Origin of the sequence: Novosphingobium sp. (assembly GCF_049240505.1) — a bacterium.
Lineage (GTDB): Bacteria > Pseudomonadota > Alphaproteobacteria > Sphingomonadales > Sphingomonadaceae > Novosphingobium.
In genome coordinates, this window is record NZ_JBMLSM010000016.1 from 20,298 (window position 1) to 43,233 (window position 22,936).

20 protein-coding genes and 1 tRNA gene are annotated in these 22,936 nt (G+C 61.8%); 10 read left to right on the forward strand and 11 right to left on the reverse strand.

What is annotated here, in order from left to right; all coding sequences use genetic code 11:
• Window positions 1–13: 13 nt before the first annotated feature.
• The 5 genes from ACOVQ0_RS01770 (at window position 14) to ACOVQ0_RS01790 (ending at window position 4,638) form a co-directional block, all read left to right on the forward strand.
• Window positions 14–469 (forward strand): c-type cytochrome, encoded by a 456-nt coding sequence (locus ACOVQ0_RS01770; RefSeq protein WP_421879412.1) that lies wholly within the window; start codon window positions 14–16, stop codon window positions 467–469.
• A gap of 154 nt (window positions 470–623) precedes the next feature.
• Window positions 624–1,913 (forward strand): adenylosuccinate synthase, encoded by a 1,290-nt coding sequence (locus ACOVQ0_RS01775; protein ID WP_421879414.1) that lies wholly within the window; start codon window positions 624–626, stop codon window positions 1,911–1,913.
• 86 nt (window positions 1,914–1,999) lie between these two features.
• Complete coding sequence (locus ACOVQ0_RS01780; RefSeq protein ID WP_421879417.1) at window positions 2,000–2,530, forward strand: L,D-transpeptidase family protein; 531 nt, start codon at window positions 2,000–2,002, stop codon at window positions 2,528–2,530.
• Between the two features lie 85 nt (window positions 2,531–2,615).
• Complete coding sequence (locus tag ACOVQ0_RS01785; protein ID WP_421879420.1) at window positions 2,616–3,665, forward strand: MarR family transcriptional regulator; 1,050 nt, start codon at window positions 2,616–2,618, stop codon at window positions 3,663–3,665.
• 253 nt (window positions 3,666–3,918) lie between these two features.
• A complete protein-coding gene (locus ACOVQ0_RS01790) occupies window positions 3,919–4,638 on the forward strand; it encodes a cupin domain-containing protein (protein WP_421879422.1) in 720 nt (239 codons plus the stop codon).
• Here ACOVQ0_RS01790 and ACOVQ0_RS01795 read toward each other — a convergent pair.
• The 4 genes from ACOVQ0_RS01795 to ACOVQ0_RS01810 all read right to left on the reverse strand — a co-directional run bounded on the left by ACOVQ0_RS01795 (window position 4,604) and on the right by ACOVQ0_RS01810 (window position 10,040).
• Complete coding sequence (locus tag ACOVQ0_RS01795; RefSeq protein ID WP_421879425.1) at window positions 4,604–5,239, reverse strand: SCO family protein; 636 nt, start codon at window positions 5,237–5,239, stop codon at window positions 4,604–4,606. The two genes, ACOVQ0_RS01790 and ACOVQ0_RS01795, sit on opposite strands and share 35 nt — an antisense overlap.
• A gap of 138 nt (window positions 5,240–5,377) precedes the next feature.
• A complete protein-coding gene (locus tag ACOVQ0_RS01800; RefSeq protein ID WP_421879428.1) occupies window positions 5,378–6,946 on the reverse strand; it encodes a hypothetical protein in 1,569 nt (522 codons plus the stop codon).
• A gap of 83 nt (window positions 6,947–7,029) precedes the next feature.
• A complete protein-coding gene (locus ACOVQ0_RS01805; RefSeq protein ID WP_421879431.1) occupies window positions 7,030–8,559 on the reverse strand; it encodes a DUF4139 domain-containing protein in 1,530 nt (509 codons plus the stop codon).
• A gap of 8 nt (window positions 8,560–8,567) precedes the next feature.
• Window positions 8,568–10,040 carry a DUF4139 domain-containing protein gene (locus ACOVQ0_RS01810; protein ID WP_421879434.1) on the reverse strand — a complete coding sequence of 491 codons (1,473 nt, stop codon included), beginning with the start codon at window positions 10,038–10,040 and terminating at the stop codon, window positions 8,568–8,570.
• 264 nt (window positions 10,041–10,304) lie between these two features.
• On the opposite strand from ACOVQ0_RS01810, the gene ACOVQ0_RS01815 reads away from it, so the two are divergent.
• From ACOVQ0_RS01815 to ACOVQ0_RS01825, 3 genes are all read left to right on the forward strand, one after another.
• Window positions 10,305–12,056, forward strand: coding sequence for a cation:proton antiporter (locus ACOVQ0_RS01815; protein WP_421879436.1), 1,752 nt, complete (start codon window positions 10,305–10,307; stop codon window positions 12,054–12,056).
• A gap of 55 nt (window positions 12,057–12,111) precedes the next feature.
• Window positions 12,112–12,187 (forward strand) — tRNA-Val (locus ACOVQ0_RS01820).
• Window positions 12,188–12,322: 135 nt separating this feature from the next.
• The gene (locus ACOVQ0_RS01825) at window positions 12,323–12,988 is read left to right on the forward strand and encodes an extensin family protein (RefSeq protein WP_421879439.1); all 666 of its coding nucleotides are present in this window, start codon (window positions 12,323–12,325) and stop codon (window positions 12,986–12,988) included.
• 72 nt (window positions 12,989–13,060) lie between these two features.
• On the opposite strand, the gene ACOVQ0_RS01830 is transcribed toward ACOVQ0_RS01825, so the two are convergent.
• From ACOVQ0_RS01830 to ACOVQ0_RS01850, 5 genes are all read right to left on the reverse strand, one after another.
• Window positions 13,061–13,681 (reverse strand): response regulator transcription factor, encoded by a 621-nt coding sequence (locus ACOVQ0_RS01830; RefSeq protein ID WP_421879442.1) that lies wholly within the window; start codon window positions 13,679–13,681, stop codon window positions 13,061–13,063.
• 269 nt (window positions 13,682–13,950) lie between these two features.
• On the reverse strand, window positions 13,951–14,709 hold the full coding sequence (locus ACOVQ0_RS01835; RefSeq protein ID WP_421879444.1) for a peptidase: 759 nt from the start codon (window positions 14,707–14,709) through the stop codon (window positions 13,951–13,953).
• A 97-nt stretch (window positions 14,710–14,806) separates the two neighbouring features.
• Entirely contained in the window at window positions 14,807–15,619 is an 813-nt protein-coding gene (locus tag ACOVQ0_RS01840) for a transglutaminase family protein (RefSeq protein WP_421879447.1), read from the reverse strand.
• Window positions 15,620–15,630: 11 nt separating this feature from the next.
• Window positions 15,631–16,578: an alpha-E domain-containing protein gene (locus ACOVQ0_RS01845; RefSeq protein ID WP_421879450.1), complete on the reverse strand. Its 948-nt coding sequence runs from the start codon at window positions 16,576–16,578 to the stop codon at window positions 15,631–15,633.
• Between the two features lies 1 nt (window position 16,579).
• Complete coding sequence (locus ACOVQ0_RS01850; protein ID WP_421879453.1) at window positions 16,580–18,013, reverse strand: circularly permuted type 2 ATP-grasp protein; 1,434 nt, start codon at window positions 18,011–18,013, stop codon at window positions 16,580–16,582.
• Between the two features lie 184 nt (window positions 18,014–18,197).
• Here ACOVQ0_RS01850 and ACOVQ0_RS01855 point away from each other — a divergent pair, with 184 nt between their 5' ends.
• Complete coding sequence (locus tag ACOVQ0_RS01855; RefSeq protein ID WP_421879456.1) at window positions 18,198–20,252, forward strand: molybdopterin oxidoreductase family protein; 2,055 nt, start codon at window positions 18,198–18,200, stop codon at window positions 20,250–20,252.
• Here the strand turns inward: ACOVQ0_RS01855 and ACOVQ0_RS01860 are convergent.
• The gene (locus ACOVQ0_RS01860) at window positions 20,249–21,049 is read right to left on the reverse strand and encodes an esterase/lipase family protein (RefSeq protein ID WP_421879459.1); all 801 of its coding nucleotides are present in this window, start codon (window positions 21,047–21,049) and stop codon (window positions 20,249–20,251) included. The two genes, ACOVQ0_RS01855 and ACOVQ0_RS01860, sit on opposite strands and share 4 nt — an antisense overlap.
• A 93-nt stretch (window positions 21,050–21,142) precedes the next feature.
• Window positions 21,143–21,691, reverse strand: a complete 549-nt coding sequence (locus ACOVQ0_RS01865; RefSeq protein ID WP_421879462.1) for a DUF3617 domain-containing protein — start codon at window positions 21,689–21,691, stop codon at window positions 21,143–21,145.
• Between the two features lie 124 nt (window positions 21,692–21,815).
• On the opposite strand from ACOVQ0_RS01865, the gene ACOVQ0_RS01870 reads away from it, so the two are divergent.
• Window positions 21,816–22,936 (forward strand): DEAD/DEAH box helicase family protein (locus ACOVQ0_RS01870; protein ID WP_421879465.1); only part of this gene is annotated, 1,121 nt, incomplete at its 3' end.

Sequence of the window (22,936 nt, forward strand, 5' to 3'; positions counted from 1 at the left end):
GGGGAAAGTAGTGATGAAACGCGGAACCGTCATCCTGAATGCAACTGCCGCCTTTGCGTTGGGCAGCATCGCGGCAAACGCTCTGGCCCAGTCGGCGGCAGAAGCATCAGGCCCGGCAGCGTCCGCTTTTCTGCAACCGGGAGATGCCGACGGCGCTTTCGTCAATGCCCGCCAGTTCAGTGAACCCGATGGCGAACGGCTTTACCGCCGCGTCTGTGCGGGGTGCCATATGTCCGATGCGCGTGGCGCAAATGGCGCAGGCACGTATCCCGCGCTCGCCGCAAACCCGAACCTCGCATCCGGCGATTATGCCGTGTTCGTGGTGTTGAAAGGCCTCCACGGAATGCCCGGCGTGGGCCGCATGATGACCGACGATCAGGTGGCCGATGTGGTCAACTACGTCCGCACGCATTTCGGCAACAAATACCGCGACAGGGTGACCGCTGCTCAGGTCAAATCCGTGCGCTGACAACCGACCACCGTTACAGCCTTGACTTGCCCGCCCTTCCCCTCCTAGGGCGCGCACCGAAATGCGGGGCCGCGCCTCGCCCATCCATCCGCTACGCCGAGTCCTGTCGAAGGGCGTTTTTGGATCCACCCTGGCAGGGTGGAGGAGTGTATTCATGGCCAACGTAACCGTGATTGGCGCCCAGTGGGGCGATGAAGGCAAAGGCAAGATCGTCGATTGGCTGGCCAGCCGTGCCGATGCCGTCGTCCGCTTTCAGGGCGGCCACAATGCCGGGCACACGCTCGTCGTGGGCGAACAGGTTTACAAGCTGTCGCTGCTGCCTTCGGGCATCGTCACCGGCACGCTGTCGATCATCGGCAACGGCGTGGTGCTCGATCCGTGGGCGCTGAAGGCAGAGATTGAAAAGCTCACCGGACAGGGCGTTGAAATCAATGCCGAAAACTTTGCCATTGCCGATAATTGCCCGCTGATCCTGCCGCTCCACCGCGATCTGGATGGCCTGCGCGAACAGGCCGCTGGTGCAGGCAAGATCGGCACCACCGGGCGCGGCATCGGCCCGGCCTATGAAGACAAGGTCGGCCGCCGCGCCATCCGCGTTTGCGATCTGGCCCATCTCGATGCACTCGATTCGCAGCTTGATCGCCTTTGCGCGCATCACGATGCGTTGCGTGCAGGCTTCGGCCAGCCGCCGGTCGATCGCGCTGCCCTCATCGAAGAACTGCGCGAAATCGCGCCTTACGTACTGCAATTCGCGCAGCCGGTGTGGAAGCGGTTGAACACCGTGCGCAAGGCTGGCGCGCGCATCCTGTTCGAAGGCGCGCAGGGCGTGCTGCTCGATGTCGATCACGGCACCTATCCGTTCGTCACCTCGTCGAACACCGTTTCGGGCACCGCTGCTTCGGGTTCGGGCCTCGGCCCCAATTCCACCGGGTTCGTGCTGGGCATCGTCAAGGCCTATACCACGCGCGTCGGCTCCGGCCCGTTCCCCACCGAGCTTGAGGACGAAACCGGTCAGCGTCTGGGCGAACGCGGCCACGAATTTGGCACCGTGACCGGGCGCAAGCGCCGCTGCGGCTGGTTCGATGCCGTGCTGGTTCGCCAGTCCTGCGCGATCTCCGGCGTCACCGGCATCGCGCTGACCAAGCTCGATGTGCTTGACGGTTTTGACAAGGTGAAGATCTGCACCGGCTATCGCCTGCGCGGAAAGGTGCTGGACTATTATCCTTCGCACGCCGCCGATCAGGCGGAAGTCGAACCGATCTACGAAGAAATGGACGGCTGGGACGGCACCACCGCAGGCGCGCGTTCATGGGCCGATCTGCCTGCGCAGGCGATCAAGTATATCCAGCGCGTGCAGGAACTTATCGAAACGCCGGTGGCGCTCGTCTCCACCAGCCCGGAACGCGAAGACACGATCCTCGTGCGCGATCCGTTTGTAGATTGATGCGCCAGAGGGCGGCAGCGCCGCCGTCCCCCTGACATACCAAACTTGGCATTCCCGCCGCTTGCCGTCGGGGCTATGCTGGGCACATGCGCCGCCGGATCGTCCTGTTACTGCTTCCCGCGGTTGTCGCGGCAACGGCATGGGGCGTGTTCCCCGGCTCTCCGCAGCCAGCCCGTGCCAGCGCGATCCGCGCCGAGGATGTCGCCTCCATCCGTGTCGAAAAATCGGCGCGCCGCCTGCTTCTGCTTGATGCTTCAGGCACCGTGTTGCGCCGCTATGATGGCATCCAGTTGGGCGATGCGTCGCAGGGGCACAAGCAGTTCGAAGGTGATGAGCGCACGCCCGAAGGCCGCTATGTCATCGATCATGGCAACCCGGATAGCGCCTACCATCTGTCGCTCCACATTTCCTATCCGAACGCGGCAGATCGAACCTTTGCCGAATCGCGGGGCAGATCTCCCGGCGGGCAGATTTTCATTCATGGACAACCAAACTGGATCGATATTGGCCGCGTTCCGGGGGATTGGACTGATGGATGCATTGCCTTGTCCAATGAGGAAATCGAAGAATTATGGACACTTGTGGGCGATGGCACGCCCATCGAGATCGTATCTTGATCCAAAATCGAGATAACCGGCCTTGACGTACCCCCTGTTTGTTCCACACCTGTTCGCATAAGTAGCGATACTAAGGAACAGGGCAATGGCACAGACAGTGGCACCGTTCGAATATCCCGGCAGCGCGGATCGGGGCTGGTCTGATGGCGCAGGTGTTGAAGATACCGCCCTGTTGCGCACCTTCTCGCCGCTCGCAGTCTCGATCTTTGCCGATCGCGCGTGGCTGCGCAGCGAAATGGCCGAAGATGCCGCCGCTGCGGGCTTGCGCGTCGCGCGCACTGCCGATCTGGCAACCATTGCTGCCGGGGCCGATGATGCCCCGCTGGGCGATCTCGTGCTGGTCGATTGCCCGGTTCTCGAAGGCACTGAAATGGCCGCCCTCGCCCGTCTGGATCAGCGGGTCGCCAATGGCGGCGCGCAGATGGTGGTATCCACCAGCATGGGTTCGCTCGATGATGTGTTCGGCTGCCTCGATCAGTCCGAAGCACAGATTCTGGTCAGCCCCAGCCGGGCGGATCGCCTGATGGCGCTTGGTCAGGTGCTGTGCGGCCAAGGTTCGCGGGTGCGCGAACTGTCGGACATCGATCGCATGTCGCTCCTCCGGCTTACTCAGCAGGTTTCCGAAATCGCGCACAAGCTTGAAGCGCTGTCAGGCAGTCCGCTTGAGGATGAAAGTGGCGATCGCGTTGGCGCTTCGGCGTTTTCGTTTGATGGCAGCAACGCGCGCGATCCCGCCACGCAGCGGCTCGTGCAATCATCGGCCCAGGCCGCACGCACTGGCCGCCCCTCGCTTCCCGATCCCCGCCTCGTGCGCAAGATCCTCCGCCAGCGCCAGTTGCGTTCGCGCTTTTTCGAAGGTGAACTTTTCGCCGATCCTGCATGGGACATGCTGCTCGATCTCACCGCCGCCCGGGCAGAGCATAAGCGCGTATCCGTCACCTCGCTGTGCATCGCATCGGGCGTGCCGCCCACAACCGCGCTGCGCTGGATTACGCAGATGACGAACGCAGGCCTTTTCTGCCGGGCCGAGGATGCTACCGACCGGCGCCGGGCATTCATCACCCTTTCGGACACCGCGACAGAGGCGATGGCCCGCTATTTCGCCGAAGTGGGCAGTGATCTTCTGGCGCTGTAACCGGTGTGTTTCTGAAGTGCACCTAGATGCACCTAACTGCACCTAAGCGCGCCTGAGCGACCTTTGGAATCACCTGCAAGGCGCTGAAAGGCGGGCAGAATGCACCCGTTTTCCTGGCCGCTCCGCACCGCAGTTTGCCATGCCGTCTGCGCCATCACGACCAGCCAATCCTGCCGTCAATCGTCGGACTTCGCCAACATCTGTGCCTGCCGCCCCGCTATCATCGCCTGCAAATCCAGCAAAAGCAGGCCCCATGACCGAAGCCCCCACCCGCGTCCGCTCCTTCATCGATCTCGCCGCCTTCGCCGCCCAGTCAGACCTCCTCGCCGCCAGCGGCGACGGAGCCTGGACAGCGAACCGTCAGGCGCTTTTCCTTCCCGATGGTCCGGTCAGCGTCGCGGTTCTGCGCCTTTCGGGTGAGGGAACGGAAGCGGCGCTGGCGGCGGATGAATTCGCAATCGTGCTGGACGGTGCGTTGGCCTTGCAACAAGGCACTGATCTTGTTGATGTTCCTGCACGCCGCAGCGTGGTAATCCCTGCAGGCCTGCCCTTCGCATGGACGGCGCGCACGGCCACCACAGTCATCATAATGCGCTGCTCCAGTGGCCCTGCAGGCGCAGATCGCCTTGTCCCGATCGATGAAGCCGCGCGACTCAGCCCATCCAACCCGCCGCTGGCCGAACTGCTCGTCGGGCCGACGCCATCGTGCCGGAACTTTACCGACTATCGCTCTGCCAACGGCGAATTCGTCTGCGGCACCTGGGATTCCACGCCCTACACTCGCATTGCTATGCCCTATCGCCATTATGAACTGATGCACCTGACGCAGGGCGCAGTTACGTTCGTCGATGGTGCTGGGCGGAAAGCAACCTATTGCGAAGGCGATGTTTTCCTTGTGGAACAAGGTGCCGAATGTTCGTGGGAAAGCACGGTGCAGGTCAAGAAGGTCTATGCGATTTATCGACCGGGGTGACATCTCCAGTCTGATCGGTCACCTTGAAAACGCCGCGCAGCTTTGCCAGTGCCGCCGCATCGCTGTCCTTCGGGCTGATCCGCGCAAAGAAATCGTCGTTGGCATCGTAGAGATAGGCATCACTGGTATGCTCTATCTGCGTGACACCGCCCGGCAGCATGGCACGGCGGACGAATATTCCGGCATTGTCGGCCACTTTCGCCACGACTTCGGCATTTCCGGTAAGCGCAATCACTCCACCGCCTACGCGATCAACGAACTGGCGAAGACGTTCGGGTGTATCGCGCCGCGGGTCGAGCGTGATCATCACGATCCGCACCGCGTCGTCACCCTGCCCATTGGCCTTGCGCAACCGTACCAGTCGAGCCAGCGTATCTGCGCTGCCATCCGCGCAATCGATGCAGCCATACCACACGAGAGAAGGTCGACCTTTGAGCATGGCGCGATCAAATACCGTGTTCCACGGCGTGACCAGTTGGTAGCGACCGTCGGCATCGACGCGCGATTGCGGCTGTTCAGGCTGGCTGCTGCCAGCGGTCAGCATCAGGAACGCTGCAGCGAGGCCGAGCAGCAGACCGGGAACGGCGACGCCGGGCAACATTGCTCTGGCCACGCCAAGCCACGAACCGCCTGAAATTCCGCCCCTATTCCCACCCATGACGGCTCGGTATCATCATGAAGCCATGACGTCAGCGACTTTTTGTTGCTGATGGCAGGTTCACGGGCGGCGCGCTTACTTTCAGGGTTGCGCAGTTGCCGCGGATGGCACGGTTTTTTGTGCCTCTGCCGCAGGACTTTCCGGTTTGGCCGGAGAATGCAAACCATCCAGCATCTTCCGCGCGGTATCGGCCAGATCGCCGCCGTGAGGATCATAGGCAACCGGTACCAGATGGAGCCGCGCCAGATCGGGCTTCCCCTCGGCGATATATTGCGTTGCCAGCGACAGATGCACCCCTTCGTCATAGGGTGCGAGTTCCGACGCCTTTTCAAGACCTTGGACTGCATTCTCCGGCGGCTTCACACCGCGTTCGGTAAAGCTGCGGTGAAAATAGATCAGCGGTATCGGATGATCGTTCTCCACCGCGTTGAGACGGAGGAAAGCGTTGTTCGCGATGCGGAAATCCTTGGCCTGCCCCGATTTCTGCGCCTGCGCGAACAAGGCATAGCCCTTTTGCACATGCGCCTGAACCTGTGCCGGATTGAGCGCAAGCGCGGCATCGGCGGCAACGATGGCTTCGGCATGGTTGCCAGCGTCGTATTCCGCTTCGGCCAGCACGGCCATCACGGCAGGATCTTTGGGATATTGCTGGGCGAATGTGCGCATCGCGGCGAGCAGGGTTTTGGCTGCCGCTTCGTCCACCCCGCGATTCTGGCGAATGCGCAGCGTCATGATCGCGGCTTCGCCTTCACGCAATTCGCGCACGGCGACGGGGCCAACCTTCAAGGCTTCCGCCTTGATCGTATATGTCATGAAGCCGCGACGCTTGGAATAGCCATCAAGTTCGCGGTCAAAAGCGGCGAGATCACCGAAGGCAGATTTGGCCGCGTCGAGCGAGGATTGACCAGAAACCAACCCATTGTAATAGCGGGCAAGCTGCCCCTGCCGCTTCGGCGACATCACCAGCGCGTGATAGAGCAGCCAGCTTCGCCCGTAGAAGGAATCGTAGAACTTGCTGCGTTTGGCAGCATAGAGTTCCGGGTCCATGAGTTCGGGCAAGGAAACATCGACCGCATAGGTGTTTTCGAGCAGGCGGCCGGGATTGGGGCGGCCGATACTGACCGAGCCGTCGCGTTTGAACGCGGCGGAGGCGAAAAATTCCGCAGTGCCTTCGTTCGCCCAGCGCGGCAGAGGGAAGCGGCTGGTGCTCATCACAAAATGGTGGGCATATTCGTGCAGCAGCACCTGAAGCGTATCGTTCCAGTCAGCTACCGTGGCCCCGATGATATCGGGCACTATGGCAAATGTATGGCCCGCGCGCGGAACATAGAACCCGCTGAGGTAGCGACTGGCCTCTTTCTCTCCATAGAGCTTGCGGACCTGATCGAGACTGCCCACCGAATAGACAGTGACGCGGTTGGACGGACTGGGATCGGGCACGTCCTGTTGCGTCGCCAGCGCCAAAGCCGAATGATACTTTTCCAGATTTTCGGCAAACTTGCGCAGCACGCTTTCGGATTCTTCGCCATAGATGACGAAATGCGTGGTGGAGGCTTCACGCCATGCAGCGTGAGCGGAACCGGTGATCAATAGCGCGGATGCGGCAAAAACCAGTTTGCCGCCGTACTTGCACCAATGCGACCAATTCATTGAACCACGCCCCCGATCTGGATGAGCATGGTTCAATATTGCCTGCCCATTGGCAAGCGCGAGTCATCCGATTGTGATCAAAATCACTCTGCTTCTACGAGGCGATAGGTCAGCGTCATTGTGCCGTTGGCAGGCACGGTGGCCGACCAGATATCGCGACCATCCTTGCGGGTGAGCCTTGCGCCGATGGGCTTCAACTGCGTTTCCGGGTTGCGCGCAATGCGGGCTTCGAAGCTGATGGGCACAGGCCGGGCGTTGGTGGCCGTAAGACGCACGGTGCGGGTGCGACCTTTACGGTCCAGTTCCTCCACCGTGGCGGTGACCTGGGTGGATGGGGAGAGAAGAATTTCAACGTCTTCGCCCACGGCGCGGTCCTGCAACCCGCCTTCGCCTGCGAGCAGTGTGGTTTCACCAAAAGGTTCGAACACTGTCACAGGGCCGCCGGGCAGCGGAAGGCCAAGGCCTTCTTCCTTGCGGTTGCGGGTGCGCAGCATCTGACGGACCGGTTCGTTACTGTCTTCCCAGATTTCCGTGCGATAGAGCGCGTCCATCTTGACGCCCGGCTTCTGCGCCAGCGCGACCTGCTTTTGGGCATTGGCGGCGACGGTGACAGGAACGGGGACGCGATAAAGTTTGAGGTCGCCCAACCCTTCCTGCTGGACGGTGACGGGGACATTCATGGCCTTGGCGCGCTGGGCCGTTACGACGATATCGGCGCTCTCCATCATCATCGCAGGCGCTGGAGCCATTGCCATCGGCGGAGGTGGCGGTGCAGGCGGCGGGGGCGGCCGCGAAGACAGGACGCAGCGCAGTTCGAGATCGCCGCCCGATGGCGCTTCGCCCCGTTCCGTATCTTCGCGGTTCACTTCGCCAGCAATCACCGCGGTTTCCGCATCGGCAAAGCTGGTTGAATCGCTGCTGGCCAGCGTGACCCATGCCGCAAGGTCTGCCGTGCGACCATCGGGGTTCATGTGGATCACATAGTTCGATTGCCAATCAAAACCCCAAGCGAGATAGGACAGCGACAGCGTGACCTTTTGCGGGGTGGCGCTTTCGGTTTCTATCGAGAGGGTGGGACGGGCCGACAAGTCCTCTGGTGCTTCGGCATAGAGGATTTCATCGTTCAGTCCGCCGCAATTGGCCACTTCGAACCCGGCGGCGGTTTGAAGAATCGCTGCGCCGTCGGGGCCGGAACGAATGACCGCGCGCTCTTCACGAATGCCGCCGTTGCCGGGAAGCGTGCGCCGCAGGATTACGGGCCTACCGAACATGCGCGCGTAGAGGCTGCGCGGGGACAGCAGATCAGCGTCGAGGTTCTTTTCCCGCACGCCGGACGGCAGGCCGGTGACTATGGCACTTTCGGGAAAAAGCCCTGCCGCCACGCCTTCAAAGCGGATCGTGGCCTTGCCTGCGGGGATTTCAACGGTGCGCTTTTCGGTGACCAGCGCGTAGCCTTGCAGCCAGTTAAGCTCCATCGCGGTGTCACTGCCACGATCGGGCGCGCGATAGACGCTGACCGAGACGGATTCAGGCGCGGCGGACGTGACCATGCCCTGCCCCAACGCGGGAGCGCTGGCGCATAACAACAGCGCGGCAAATAGTGCGCGGCGCACCGGGCGGCTCAATAACGTGTGTCGAACTGGACGGTGAGCGTCGTCTCGCCATTGGCGGGGACAGGCACCTGCCACACACGTTCATCGGCTGAGCGCTGTTCGCCCTTGATCGTCTCGCTGGGAACGCGCGTATCGTGCCACCAGTTGTCGAGGCCGCCCTGCACCACTTCGACGGTGACGGGCGTGGCCTTGGCATTGGTGACCTTGTAGGTCATCGTCGTGCGCCAGAAGACCTTTTCGGTTTCCACGGTGACTTCGGTGGGGGATTTGCCGGGCGTGGTCACGCGGTAGCGAACCGAGCGTTCCCATTCTCCGCTGTCGATCCGATCGCGCTTTTCCAGCATGGGCTGGACTTTCACGTCGAACGCCTCGCCCGTTTTCAGCGCAAGCGCGGACCCCATCGGGGTGTGCCCGATACCATTTTCGCCAATGAACTGCGGCTGTCCCCGCGCATCGCGCATATAGACACGCACGGTGCCAGCGGGCAGCGCATCGCCAAGGCCCGCCTCGCGCGCGGTGGAAAAGCGCAGCACGGTGTCGGCGCTTTGCGGTTCGGTCTGGTTCTGCAGCCACCCATTGCGGAAGTGATAAGCCTTGGTCGCTGGGGCGCCCGCCACATCAAGGAAGCTGACCTGCTTCTGCTGGGCATTGGCCACGGTGGTGCGGCCCGCGATGGGATAGACATAGAAATCGCCAAGGCTTTCGCGGTTGGCGGTCTGCGTGCCGGGGCGGTTGCCGGGCATGACCGGACGCTGCGGGCGGTAGCTTTGGTAACCGTTGTTTTCCTGCCCCACGGCCCCTGCAACGAGCAGCACCTTGGCCTGACCGAACGTGGTGCCGCTGTTGTTATTGAGCGTGATCCAGCCCTGCACGTCGATCTTGCCTGCAGCCTCATCGAACAGGGCGACATAATCCGCCTTCCATCCGAAACCGCGCGAGAGATAGCTGAGCGAGACGGGGCGGCTGCCGGGCGTGGTGGTATCGAGCGTGACCGATAGCGTGGGGCGCGCGCGAAGGCCTGCGGGCAGGCTGGGGAAGATTACCCGCGCGCCATATTGGTTGAGCACCTCGATCCGGTCACCAATGCGGACCACGGTGCCGCCATTGTTGGCAAGGATCGTTGCACTTTCGCGCGTTTCGGCCCCCGTGGCAGGATTGGTGCGGACGACGGTTACGGTTTGCCCCACGGCTTTGTCCATCAGCTTTTCCGGCGTGAGCAGATCATAGTCGAAGTTCTGTTCGACGATGCCGGTGCCGCCTGCATTAAGCGTAACCGTTTCGGGCCGGATTGCGGCGGATACATCGGGAAATTCCTGCCGGGTGCGGCCTGTGGGCAGGCTCATCTGGCGCACGTCCTGCACCAGCGCGAGATCGTTGTTATAGATGGTGAGCGAGACATCGCCCTGGGCGGAAGGTGGGTTTGACTGGGCTGAAGCGATTGCGGGCAGCGTTGCCGCCGCGAGTGCCAGAACCTTGCGCATGAATACCCCTCTGCCGTTTCGCTGCTTCGATCAAAACAAAACTCGCTGACAGGTTACCCGTCACCCTGAACTTGTTTCAGGGTCCATTTCTCGCCACGGACCGCCGCTCGGTGCCGTGGGATGGATGCTGAAACAAGTTCAGCATGACGAGTTATTGTGACGAATGTCGTTCTCGCATCTTTCTGGCTAGACTTTCCGCGACCGCAGATCAACGCAAGCTGAACGGTGGTTGCGGACACGCGCTGGTCGCCTAAAGGTAAGCGCATGGCCGAACACACTTCCATGTTGCGCGACGGGTTCCTCCTGCTGGGCTTTGCGCTGATATTCGTGCTGGTGTTCAGGCGGCTGGGCCTGGGTGCCACGCTGGGCTATCTCGTGGCAGGCGCTGTTGTAGGGCCGCAGGTGTTGGGATTGGTGGGCGATGCCGAACAGAAACTGGGCATTGCCGAACTCGGCATAACGCTGCTGCTGTTCCTTGTCGGGCTGGAACTGAACCCGGCACGGCTGTGGCGGATGAAGCGGGACATTCTGGGACTGGGCCTGTTGCAGGTCGTCTTCTGCGGGCTTGCGGTGACGGCGGTGATCGGCATGTTCACCGAATTCAGTTGGGAAGCGGCGCTGGCCCTGGGCCTGCCGCTGGCGCTTTCGTCCACCGCGCAGGTCTTGCCGATGCTGCAATCGTCGGGGCGACTGCGCACGCCCTTTGGCGAACGCGCCTTTGCGATGCTGCTGTTTCAGGACCTTTCGATCATCCCGTTGATCACGATCATCAGCGCGATGAGCCGCAATCCGGCTGATGCCGGTGGCCCTCCGGGCTGGCTGCTGGCGCTTTATACCTTGGGCGCGCTGGCCGGACTGATCGCGGCGGGGCGGTTCGTGATCCGTCCGCTGTTTCGCCTGATCGGTAATCTGGGCGAGCGCGAGATGTTCGTGGTGGCAGCACTGTTCACCGTCATGGCATCGGCGGCGGTCATGGAACTGCTGGGGCTTTCGACGGCGCTGGGCGCTTTTGTGGCGGGCGTAATGCTGGCGGACAGCCCATACCGGCACGAACTGGAGGCCGATGTCGAACCGTTCCGTTCGATCCTGCTGGGTCTGTTCTTCCTTGCCGTGGGGATGATGCTGAACCTTGAAGCGATTGCCGAACGGCCGCTGTTCGTGGCGGGCATGGCGCTGGCACTGATCGCGGTGAAGGGCGCGGTGATCTTTGGCATCGGCATGGCATTCGGCATGGCATGGCGCGGGGCGATGGCGCTGGGCCTGTTGCTGAGCCAAGGCGGTGAATTCGGCTTTGTGCTGTTTGCGCAGGCGCAGAGCGCGCTGCTGATCGCACCCGATGCGGCAAGCCTGTTCGGCGCCGTCGTCACGCTTTCGATGGCGACGACGCCGTTCCTGATGATGGCCACCGCCCGGTTCCGGCGCGAGGCGGAAAGCGCGCCCGGAGAACGCGAAGGACCGCAGCCCGATGGCGCAAATGCGGTGGTCGTGGGCTTTGGCCGCTTTGGGCAGAGCGTGACGCAGATGCTGCTGGCCAGCAATATCCCCGTGACGATGGTCGATACCGATATCGAGATGATCGATGTGGCCGCAGGCTTTGGCGCGAAGGTCTATTTCGGTGACGGCACCCGGCTGGACCTGTTGCGGCAGGCAGGCGCGGGCGATGCGGAGATGATCTTCTTCTGCATGGACGGCGATCAGGTCTCATCGGATTTCGTGGAAGCGGTGCATGAAGCCTTCCCTCGTGCCGCGCTTTATGTCCGGGCTTTCGACCGGCGAGCGGTGATTGCCCTGCGCGATGCGCCGGTAAATGCCGTGGTGCGCGAAGTGATGGAATCGGCGGTAAAGATGGCGCGAATCGCGCTGGCCGACGCAGGGCTTTCGGCAGAGGCGGTTGCCCGCAGCGAAGACATGTTCCGCGCGAACGACAAGGAGCGACTGAAACTGCAGAAGGAAGCGGGTGATATTCGCGTGGCGCGCGACCGTATCATCACCACGCCGCAGCTATCCGAAGGATAATACCAACCTGCACGGTTGACTGCCCCGCACTTTCCGCGCAATAGCGCAACCGCCGGGGCGCTTAGCTCAGTTGGTAGAGCATCTCGTTTACACCGAGAGGGTCGGCGGTTCGAGCCCGTCAGCGCCCACCATTTCTCCCGGCATTTTCCCTATCAACGAAAACGGATAGCTGGTGCCGCACTTGCGGTGCACGGTTTGCGACAGGCTGTGGCTTTGTCGCGCGCTGCTTTAACCCATTGATAACCATGAAGTGTCAATTTCACGCCATGTCCCGGCGCGCGATCCTTGTTGCGGCTTTGACCGCTTTGCTTTCGGGCTGCATCGGTGCGCCGGAGCAGCCAAAACGCCAACCTGCGCGCGGCACGGGCGCGTCGCTTTCGCAATCACCACAGGCGCGGGCCTGCCTGGCCAATCTGGGAACGACGCAGGCAAAGTTCACACCGCTGGCCGACCAGTATTTCGGCACTGGCTGTTCGAACCTTGGCACTGTGCGGCTGGCCGAACTGCGGGGCGACGACGCCCGACTGGAAGTGACCAATCTTGGGCCGGTCACTTGTCCGGTGGCAAGTTCGCTGCAAGGCTGGGCACGGTTCGGGGTGGACAGGGCAGCGCGGCAAATTCTGGGCAGCCCACTGGTGCGGATCGAGACGATGGGCAGCTATTCCTGTCGCAATGTGGCCGGCACCAACCGCCTTTCCGCCCATGCTACGGCCAATGCGGTGGACGTGGCGGCATTCCGGCTGGCCGATGGGCGGCGGATCAGCGTGGTTTCAGATTGGAACAGCCCCTCACCCCAGATCCGCGCATTTCTACGCACGGTGCGCGACAGCGCGTGCAAACGCTTCGGCACCGTCCTCACCCCGGATTATAACGCCGCGCACCGCGATCACTTCCATCTGGAACCGGGCGGGTTGAAGCCCTTCTGCCGGTGACAACAAAAAAGGCGGGATCGCTCCCGCCTTTTTGCGTTCTGGTTGTCGCCCCTGAAGCGTCAGGCCACAGCGTCAAGCCGCCACTTCATCCAGCCCGCTGGCTTCGATGCGAAGGCGGACAGCTTCGGCGGCATGGCGCGCGCCGAGTTTGCCCATCATCTTCATGCGATGGATTTCGACAGTGCGCGGGCTGATATCGAGTTCGCGGGCGATGGCCTTGTTGCTGCAACCTTCGGCAAGGCGGTCCAGCACTTCGCGTTCACGCAGGGAAAGGCGGGAGATGCGCTGGCGGGCTTCGGCCGCGCGGGCACGCTGAGCACGGTAGGAGTCTGCTTCTTTCGCGGCGTGGGCCACAGCATCGTTCAGCGGCGCGATCTGCGAGGGCATGGCGAGATAATCAAGCGCGCCAGCCTTGATCGCACGGACCACGGCAGATGTTTCTGGCGTTTCGGCAATAGCGATGACGGGCAACCAGTGCCCGGCGCGCATCATCGCCGCGATCAGGCGGGGGATGCCTTCGCCGACCGGCTCGTCCTGCGCCAGCACCAAGCCGCCTGACGGGGCGTGGGCCAGCAGCTCATCAGCCGAGGCATAGATTTCAGCATGATGGCCTGCCGCAAACGCCAAGCGTGCGAGCTGCGCCCTGCGGGCGGTATCACCATCGAGGATGTGGAGTGTGACGCGATCAACCATGTGGGCAGGTATGCGCCAGCAGAAATATTTGGCCACAAAGGTTAGTTTCGGAATGAACCGAAACTGAACCCTGTCAGGCCATCCTACACGTTTTTCCTAAGGAAGATCGCTTCGGGAACGGATGCAATCGTTTCAAAACGACCGACACCGGAGGACAAATTATGGAACGTTTCGACCAATCCGCAGAGAATCTGTTATTTTTCGGCAAGATAGCGTTAAGGGTGTCGAGCGGCTGTGAGCCGTCGTTCTGACCGCACCCGCGCAAGATTTCAGGCGCGGTGTTCACCATCTTCGGCAAAGGTATAATCGGGCAGCGAATGAAACGCCTGCCGCAGCGCTTCGCTCCAACTTGAAGAGATCGATTTGAAATAGGGATCGCTGGCAAGAATACGGCGCTGGTGCAGGGGTTCGAACCGGTCACGTTCCAGCACCATGAGATCGAACGGCAGGCCGACCGAAAGGTTGGCCGCCAGCGTTGAATCGAACGACACCATCAACAGCTTGACCGCATCTTCAAAACTCATCGTCCGGTCATAGCCGCGCAGCAGGATCGGGCGACCATACTTGGTTTCACCGATCTGGAAGAACGGTGTATCAAAGCTGGCTTCGATGAAGTTGCCTTCGGGATAGATCATGAACAGGCGTGGTTCCATGTCCCTGATCTGGCCTGCCACGATCATCGACGCTGTAAAGCGCGGGCCTTCGGACTGCATTCCGCCTTCCTGACGCCCCTCGATGACGCTGCGCAGCAAGTTGCCCACCTGTGTGGCAACCTGAAACATCGTGGGCGCTTCAAGCACCGAAGGGCGGCGGTCACTTGGCGCCTTGTTCCGCTCTTCCAGTTGCGAGATCACGGCTTGCGTGGTGGCAAGGTTTCCGGCCGTCATGATCGTGATCTGGCGTTCGCCCGGAACCGACCAGTGATACATCTTTCGGAAGACCGAGATGTTATCGACGCCGGAATTTGTGCGTGTGTCGCTCATCAGCACGAGGCCCTTGTCGAGCACCATTCCCACGCAATACGTCATCGATCTGCCCCGTCAGCCCGTTTTATCCGCAGACATCCAAGATCCGGTTATGACCGAATCCCGCCCCATTGTCTGCATCGGCGTGTCTTATCCCGGCTTATTGTTCCACACGCTGCTGTTCGACGGCAAGCTTCACATGCATGGATTCGTCACGCGCGCCGTATCGGATACCCGTGATGGGAGCCGCATCACGATAATCCCGACCGGTCGCCACGCGGACATAGCGGGCATCGGGACTGATGCCGTTGGAAATATCGAACCCGACCCAGCCCAGCCCTTCGACGAACGCTTCAGCCCATGCGTGGCCTGCGTCCTGCTCAACCCGGTCGTTCATCATCAGGTAGCCGCTGACATAACGCGCGGGAATCCCCAAAGCGCGGGCTGCACCGATGAAGACATGCGCATGGTCCTGACACACGCCCCGCGCCGCCGCGAGGACGCCTTCGGCCGTGGTCGCGGCATCGGTGTGGCCGGTGGAATATTCCACCCTTTCGCGGATCAGCGCGGAAAGGCCGTGCAGCATACCCAGCGTGTTGCCATCCTGCGTCAAGCCCGCCAGCAGAGCGCGGGTGCGCGGGCCAGAGCGGGTAAGGTCTGTCTGTTCCTGAAACTGCCACATCGGCATGAAACCCGAATGCTTCCCGATGATGCCGGATTCGTCGTTGGTATCGACCAGTCCTTCGCAGCGGATGGTCACTTCCTGCACGCCCGGTTCGAACGAGATCAGGGTGACGTTATTGCAGTTCGGATCATCGTATTCGACCTGCGCCTGCGCGCCATCGAAGTGCATGCTCCATTCAAGCACGCGCTGGCCAGAGGATGTCTTGGGCTTCAGTCGCAGACGCTGCATCCCGCGACTGACTGGGCCGGAAAAAACGTAATGCGTGGTGTGATCTATCGCGAGGCGCATGGCGTTCTGGCCTAATCGATGAAGCGGTAGTCGCGCTGGACTTGCAGCGCGAGCGAGGTGTTGTTGCGGATGAACCGCCCGATAAATTCGTGCAGGCCCTGTTCGAATATCCCTTCGATCGTGGCCTGATGGAACTGGCAATCGGCATCGCGCAGCAGTTCGTGGCTGTGCATTTCACCGCCATATTCGCGCGCAAGGCTGGCAAGATTCGACCGCAGCTTGGAATAGCAGAACGCAAGGCTGCGCGGAAACCGCCCATCAAGGATCAGGAATTCGGCAATGCCGCGCGGGTCCATCCGGCCCGCGTTCAGCCAGCGATAGGCACGTTCCCCGGCGACCGAGCGCAGCACGTTTTCCCACTGCACGTTATCGAGGCTTGATCCGACATAGGATATCGACGGGAGCAGCACGTAATATTTCACGTCGAGGATGCGCGCGGTGTTGTCAGCCCGTTCGATGAAGCTGCCCAGCCGCGCGAAATTGTAAATTTCATTGCGCAGCATAGTGCCTTCCATCGCGCCGCGCACTTGCGTTGACTGGCGGCGGACGAGATCGAGCACATCGCCAAGGCGGGTTTCCGGCACCGGGCGGGCCAGCGCATCCTTGAGCTGCATCCAGCCGTCGTTGACAGATTCCCACACCTCGCGCGTGATCCCGGCACGGACCATTCGGGCGTTCGTGCGCGCGCCCTCGGTCATCGCCAGAACGCTGCCGGGGTTATCCTTGTCACGCAGAATATAGTTGAACACGTGCGGCCCGGTATATTCCGAACCATAGCGCGCCTCATACCCCGGCCGCAGACCGAGCGTGACGATGAGCGAGCGCCATTCGTCCGAAGCGTCTGAAGCATCGCGGGTAAGCGCCATGCGAAAGCCCGCCTCGATCAGGCGTGCGGTGTTCTCCGCCCGTTCAAGATAGCGGAACAGCCAGAATATGCCGTTTGCAGAGCGTCCCAACATATCAGTCGTCCAGTACCCAGCTATCCTTGGTGCCGCCGCCCTGCGACGAGTTCACCACCAGCGATCCCTTTTTCAACGCAACGCGGGTCAGCCCGCCCGGCGTGATATCGATCCCGTTGGGGCTGACCAGCACGAAGGGGCGCAAGTCCACGTGGCGCGGGGCGAGGCCCGCCTTGGTCAGGATCGGCACAGTGGAGAGAGAGAGCGTGGGCTGCGCGATGTAGTTTTCAGGCTTGGCCCGTAGCTTGGCCTCGAACGCGGCGAGTTCCTTTTTCGAAGACGTTGGCCCGATCAACATGCCGTAGCCGCCTGAACCGTGCACTTCCTTCACCACCAGCTCGGCAAGGTTGTCCAGCACGTATTTGAGCGCTTCGGGTTCAGCGCAGCGCCAGGTCGGCACGTTCTGCAGGATGGGTTTTTCGCCAGTATAGAACTCGACGATTTCGGGCATGAACGAATAGATCGCCTTGTCATCGGCAATGCCGGTGCCGGGGGCGTTGGCGATGGTGATACCGCCGCCGCGATAGACGTCCATGATGCCTGATACCCCAAGCACCGAATTGGGATTGAAGGTCAGCGGATCGAGGTATTCATCATCAACCCGGCGATAGAGCACATCGATCGGTTCATACCCGCGCGTGGTGCGCATGGCGATGCGCCCATTCTCCACACGCAGATCGCTGCCTTCGACCAGTTCGGCGCCCATCTGGTCGGCCAGAAAGGCGTGCTCGAAGTAGGCCGAGTTGTAGATCCCCGGAGTCAGCACCGCGACGACGGGCTTCTTGCCTCCGAACCCGGAAGGCGCACAGGCGGCAAGGCTGCGGGCAAGACGGCGGGGATAGTCTGAAACCTCCCGCACGCGGACGCGGGTGAAGAGTTCCGGGAACATCGCCATCATCGTTTCGCGGTTCTCCAGCATATAGGAGACCCCGCTGGGCGTGCGGGCATTGTCTTCCAGCACCATGAAATCATCTTCGCCCGTGCGGACGAGATCGATGCCGACGATGTGGGTGTAGACCCCGCCCGGCGGCGTGAAGCCGACCATTTCGGGCAGGAACGCTTCATTGTTTTTTAGCAGGCGCGCAGGCAGGCGGCCCGAACGGACAATTTCCTGCCGGTGATAGAGATCGTGGAGGAAGGCGTTCAGTGCCCTCACCCGCTGTTCAATCCCGCGCGAAAGCTTGCGCCATTGCTGCGCGGTGATGATGCGCGGCACCATATCGAACGGGATCAGCCGCTCTTCCGCGTCCTCATTGCCATAGACGTTGAAGGTGATCCCGGTGCGACGGAAAAAAGCCTCGGCCTCACTCCCCTTGCGCCTTAACAGGTCGGGCGGTTGCTCATCATACCATTCGCGATAACCCGCGTAGGCAGAGCGCACCGAACCATCGGCGTGGAGCATCTCGTCATATGACGAGGGCGAGGTTTTTTTCATAGGCACATCCCGTTCATCGACGAAGCTTGCACAATGAAACGGCTTTGCCAAGCGCGCTCATGTTGCACCTGCGAAATAAATTTGCGCCGCATTGGCTGCGCCCATCGGACAAGCATTTGCGCTTGCCCGAATGGGTCAGGGATGCGATTTAATCGATCAGCTAAAATGATCCGGGAGAAGCGCGATGCCGACGATCCATCATCGCACCTGCCATATCTGCGAAGCCAATTGCGGCGTGCTGGTGGAAGTCGATGCCGGAAGGGTGCTTTCGATCAAGGGTGATCCAGACAACCCATTGTCGCGCGGGCATATTTGCCCGAAAGGCACGGCCTTGCAGGACTTGCAGGAAGACCCGGATCGGCTGCGCAAACCGCTGAAGCGAGTGGGAAGCGACTGGCACGAAATCAGCTTCGAACAGGCCTTTGCCGAGATCGGCGAAAAGACCCGCGCGATCCTTGCGAAAGATGCCGGTGCCTCGGCGGTCTATATCGGCAATCCGAATGCGCACTCCTATGGCAATGCGCTCAACGCGGAATATCTGGGGCAGGCGCTTCGGACGAAGAACAGGTTCTCGGCCAGCACCGTGGACCAGATGCCGCATCAGGTGGCGAATCTGCGGCTGTGGGGCCACGCCAGCATGTTCCCGATTCCCGATGCGGACCGCACGCAGACATTGGTGATCCTTGGCGGCAATCCGATGGCATCGAACGGATCATTGTGGACCGTGCCCGATTTCCGCAACCGGATGCGCGATCTGAAAGCGCGCGGCGGCAAGCTGGTGGTGATCGACCCGCGCCGCACCGAAACCGCGAAGATTGCGGACCAGCATCTGTTCATCCGCCCGGCCAGCGACGTGTTCCTGCTTGTGGCACTGCTCAAGGCGGTAATGGCGCGCACGCCTTTCCGCCCGGTGCAGGATTTCGTGACCGGACTGGATGAAGTGGCGACTCTGATAGGCCGATTTGACAGCGCCGCCTGCGCGAGTGCGTGCGGGATCGCGCTGGACGAGATCGAAGCGCTGGCCGAGCGGTTCACCAGCGGCCCCGCCGTGCTTTATGGACGCATGGGCGTGGCAACGCAGTCGCATGGCACGCTCAACGCCTGGCTGATATCGCTGATCAACATCGCAGCAGGCCAGCTCGACCGCGAAGGGGGTTGGGTGTTCGGCCTTCCTGCCGTCGATACGGTAAGCGTTCTGCCACCCGGCTCCATCGGCAAGTTCGCATCGCGCGTTTCCGGGCACCGGTCAGTGCTGGGTGAATTTCCTGCCGCCGCGATGGCTGAGGAGATCGAGACTCCCGGCGAAGGTCAGATCAGGGCGCTGTTCGTCGTGGCGGGCAATCCGGTGCTGTCCACGCCCAATGGCGCGCGGCTGGCAAAGGCTCTGGGCAATCTTGACCTGATGGTTTCCATCGACATCTACCGCAACGCCACCAGTTCCCACGCGCATTACATCCTGCCCCCTTCCGGGCCATTGGAACGTGATCACTACGGCCTGTTCCTGCTGCCGATGGCCGCGCGAACTATTGCGGTCTATTCGCCGCCGACGTTGCCGCAGGAAGAAGGCACACTGCACGACTGGGAAATCCTGCGCGGCCTTGCCCACGCGATCAGCGGAGAACCTGTGCAGGCCCCTACCCCGCGCGAAGCGCTGGACGGTCTGCTGCGTGCGGGGCCGTATGGCTTGACGCTGGAGCAGGTGGAGGCCGCCCCCTCCGGCATGGATCTGGGGCCGCCGCCTGTCGGCCAACTACCGGCAAGATTGCGGACCAAGGACAAGCGGGTAGCCTGCAACGTGGCCGAGTTCATGGACGCCCTTTCCGCGCTGGATCCGCCGGTCGAAGAAACTGCGCATGGCTTACGCCTGATCGGCCGACGTCATTTGCGCACGAACAATTCATGGCTGGCCAATAGCCGCCGCCTGATCAAGGGCCCGGATCGCTGCACCGTGATGATCCATCCTGACGACGCGAACGCGCGCGGCATCGCAGATGGCGCACAGGTTACCGTGCGCTCGGATGCCGGAGAGATCGCACTTTGCGCCGAAGTGACCGACGACATGATGCCCGGCACCATCTCCATCCCCCACGGCTGGGGCCACGCCCTGCCCGGTGTGGCAATGGCAAATGCAATGGGCAGGCCGGGGGTAAGCGTCAACGACCTTACGTTGAGCGAAATTGACCCGTTATCGGGGAATGCAGCGTTGAGCGGAATAACCGTCGAGGTTGAAGCCGCTTAATCTGAAACCAGCAGTCGCTTCAGCACGTCCGCAACATCGGGATGGGCGGCGAAACCCAGATGGGTGCAGCGCAGCGCCACGGCCAGATCACGCTCGCCCTTGCGCCCACAGGCGGAGCGGGCGGAGACGATGCCATCGCGCGGACTCCACAACGCGACCGTCGGCACTGGCGGCTTCTGCGCAAGGTCGGTGCCAATGGGCGGTGCGTCAACCGAATGCCCGGCGATCAGTTGATAGGCCCGCCAAGCATTGTTCGCACGCCGATCGCCTGAAAACGGTGTGCCCATTGTCACCACCATGCGCACCGCTTCGGGGTGAGCCTTGGCCACTTCGCGCGCGAACAGCCCGCCAAGGCTCCAGCCGACCAGCACCAACGGTTCGCCTTCCTTGCGCGCCATCGCCACGACACGTTCGCACAGCCGCGTAAAGCGGTCTTCGGTCGCGCCCATGTTGAAGCCCAGCCCCCAATCGCTGACGCGGTGCCCCGCCGCTTCCAGTGCGCGGGCCAACGGCCTCATCCGCATGGGGTGCGTACCGAAGCCGGGCAGGAGCATGACCGGGCAGGAATGGACCGGCTGCTCATCCGCACGCGGCGGCTGGCGCGTGGCCTGCCAGTGCTCCACCGGCGTGCGCAATTCGCCCAGCAAAGCCTGCCACTTTGGCCCACGCACACCTTGCGGACGCGGCTGGAGCGCCAGAGCGCCCCGCCGTGCCACTTCATCGCGCAGGGTTGAAATGCGGGCGGTAAACTGCCCCATTCCGCCTGCCGGTTCCGGTTGCCTGAACATCATTGCCATTGCCTGCGCCCTATCGGACTAACCGCCGATGAACGCCAGCTTTGGGTGTTTGTTTCAAATTCGTGTCAAGAATATGAAATATGCGCGGCCCGATCAGGACGTTTCATCGCCCTTGCAATCGCCCACATGCTTTGATGCCATTCCCATTTCGATGGACATCGTTTTGCCATTGGGCGCAGTGCCGTCCATGTTCATCGTCATGTCATAGGAATCCGCGCTGTAGGTTCCTGCCATCTTCATCCTGGCTGATGTGCCAACGTCACTGCCGGAACCCTTGCAGGTCATCGTCGCGTCGATCTTGCCACCGCCCATCGTGAAGCTGTCATAACGACAATCCTCACCCTGCTGACCGAAGAAGCTGCCATCGGGCTTTTCCGCTTCTTCCTTGGTCAGGCACGAAGCGAACGTGCGGCTTTGCCCCATCATCTGTTGCATGGCCTGCTTGGCTTCGGGCGGCATTCCTTCGACATCGAACTTCTTGAAGTTCATCGTCAGTTCCCACCGCCCCGGTTGCAGCTTCATCCCGGCATCAGCAACTGATTTGGCCACTTCGGCGGTAGTGGCATCCTTCCTTTCAACCGTCGCATCGTCGCCGCAGGCGGCCAGTGCGAGCAGCGGAAGCAGGGCAATCATGGCGCGCATGGGACTCTCCGTTCGTCGTTCCTGCGGCAAGGCTACCACCCGCACGCAAAAGCGCCAGTGCGGCAGTTCACTCCGGTTGCGCGCCACAGTTGCATGGACGCGGTTTGTTCCCCATATCCGGGGCATGGCCGAACTCGTTATCCGCAGGGGACTCGAAGAGCCCGATACCTCTGGCACCTTCGTGCCCCACCGCCCCGCCCGACCTGACAAGGTGGAGGGCGGCAAACCGTTCAAGATCGTATCGGAATACGAACCGGCGGGCGACCAGCCAACCGCCATTGCCGATCTGGTGGAAGGCATCCGGGCCGATGACCAGACGCAAGTGCTGCTCGGCGTGACCGGCTCGGGCAAGACCTTCACGATGGCGCAAGTGATCCAGGCGACGCAGCGCCCGGCCCTGATCCTCGCCCCCAACAAGATCCTTGCCGCGCAGCTCTATGGCGAAATGAAGAGCTTCTTCCCCGACAACGCGGTGGAATATTTCGTCTCCTACTACGATTACTACCAGCCCGAAGCCTATGTCCCCCGGTCTGACACCTATATCGAAAAGGAAAGTTCGACCAACGAGGCGATCGACCGGATGCGCCACTCGGCCACCCGGTCTCTTCTCGAACGCGACGATGTGATCATCGTGGCTTCGGTTTCGTGCATCTACGGCATCGGGTCGGTCGAAACCTATTCGGCCATGATCTTCGACCTGAAAGTGGGCGCAAGCGTCGACAGCGGCGAGATCATCCGCAAGCTGGTGGCGCTGCAATACAAACGCAACGATGCAGGTTTCGCACGCGGCAACTTCCGCGTGCGGGGCGACAATCTGGAAATCTTCCCCTCCCACTATGATGACACCGCATGGCGCATCAGCTTCTTTGGTGACGAGGTTGAGGAGATCGTCGAGTTCGACCCACTGACCGGCAAGAGCGGAGCGAAGCTGAGCAACGTGCGCGTTTACGCCAATTCGCACTATGTGACGCCGGGACCGACGATGAAGCAGGCGGCAGACGCGATCCGGTTTGAATTGACCGAGCGGTTGAAAGAGCTGGTCGAGGAAGGCAAGCTGCTGGAAGCGCAAAGGCTGGAGCAGCGCACCAACTTCGATCTTGAAATGATCGCCGCGACGGGTTCCTGCGCGGGGATCGAGAACTACAGCCGCTTTCTCACCGGACGCCTACCGGGCGAACCGCCGCCGACGCTGTTCGAATACCTGCCCGACAACTGCCTGCTGTTCCTTGACGAAAGCCACCAGAC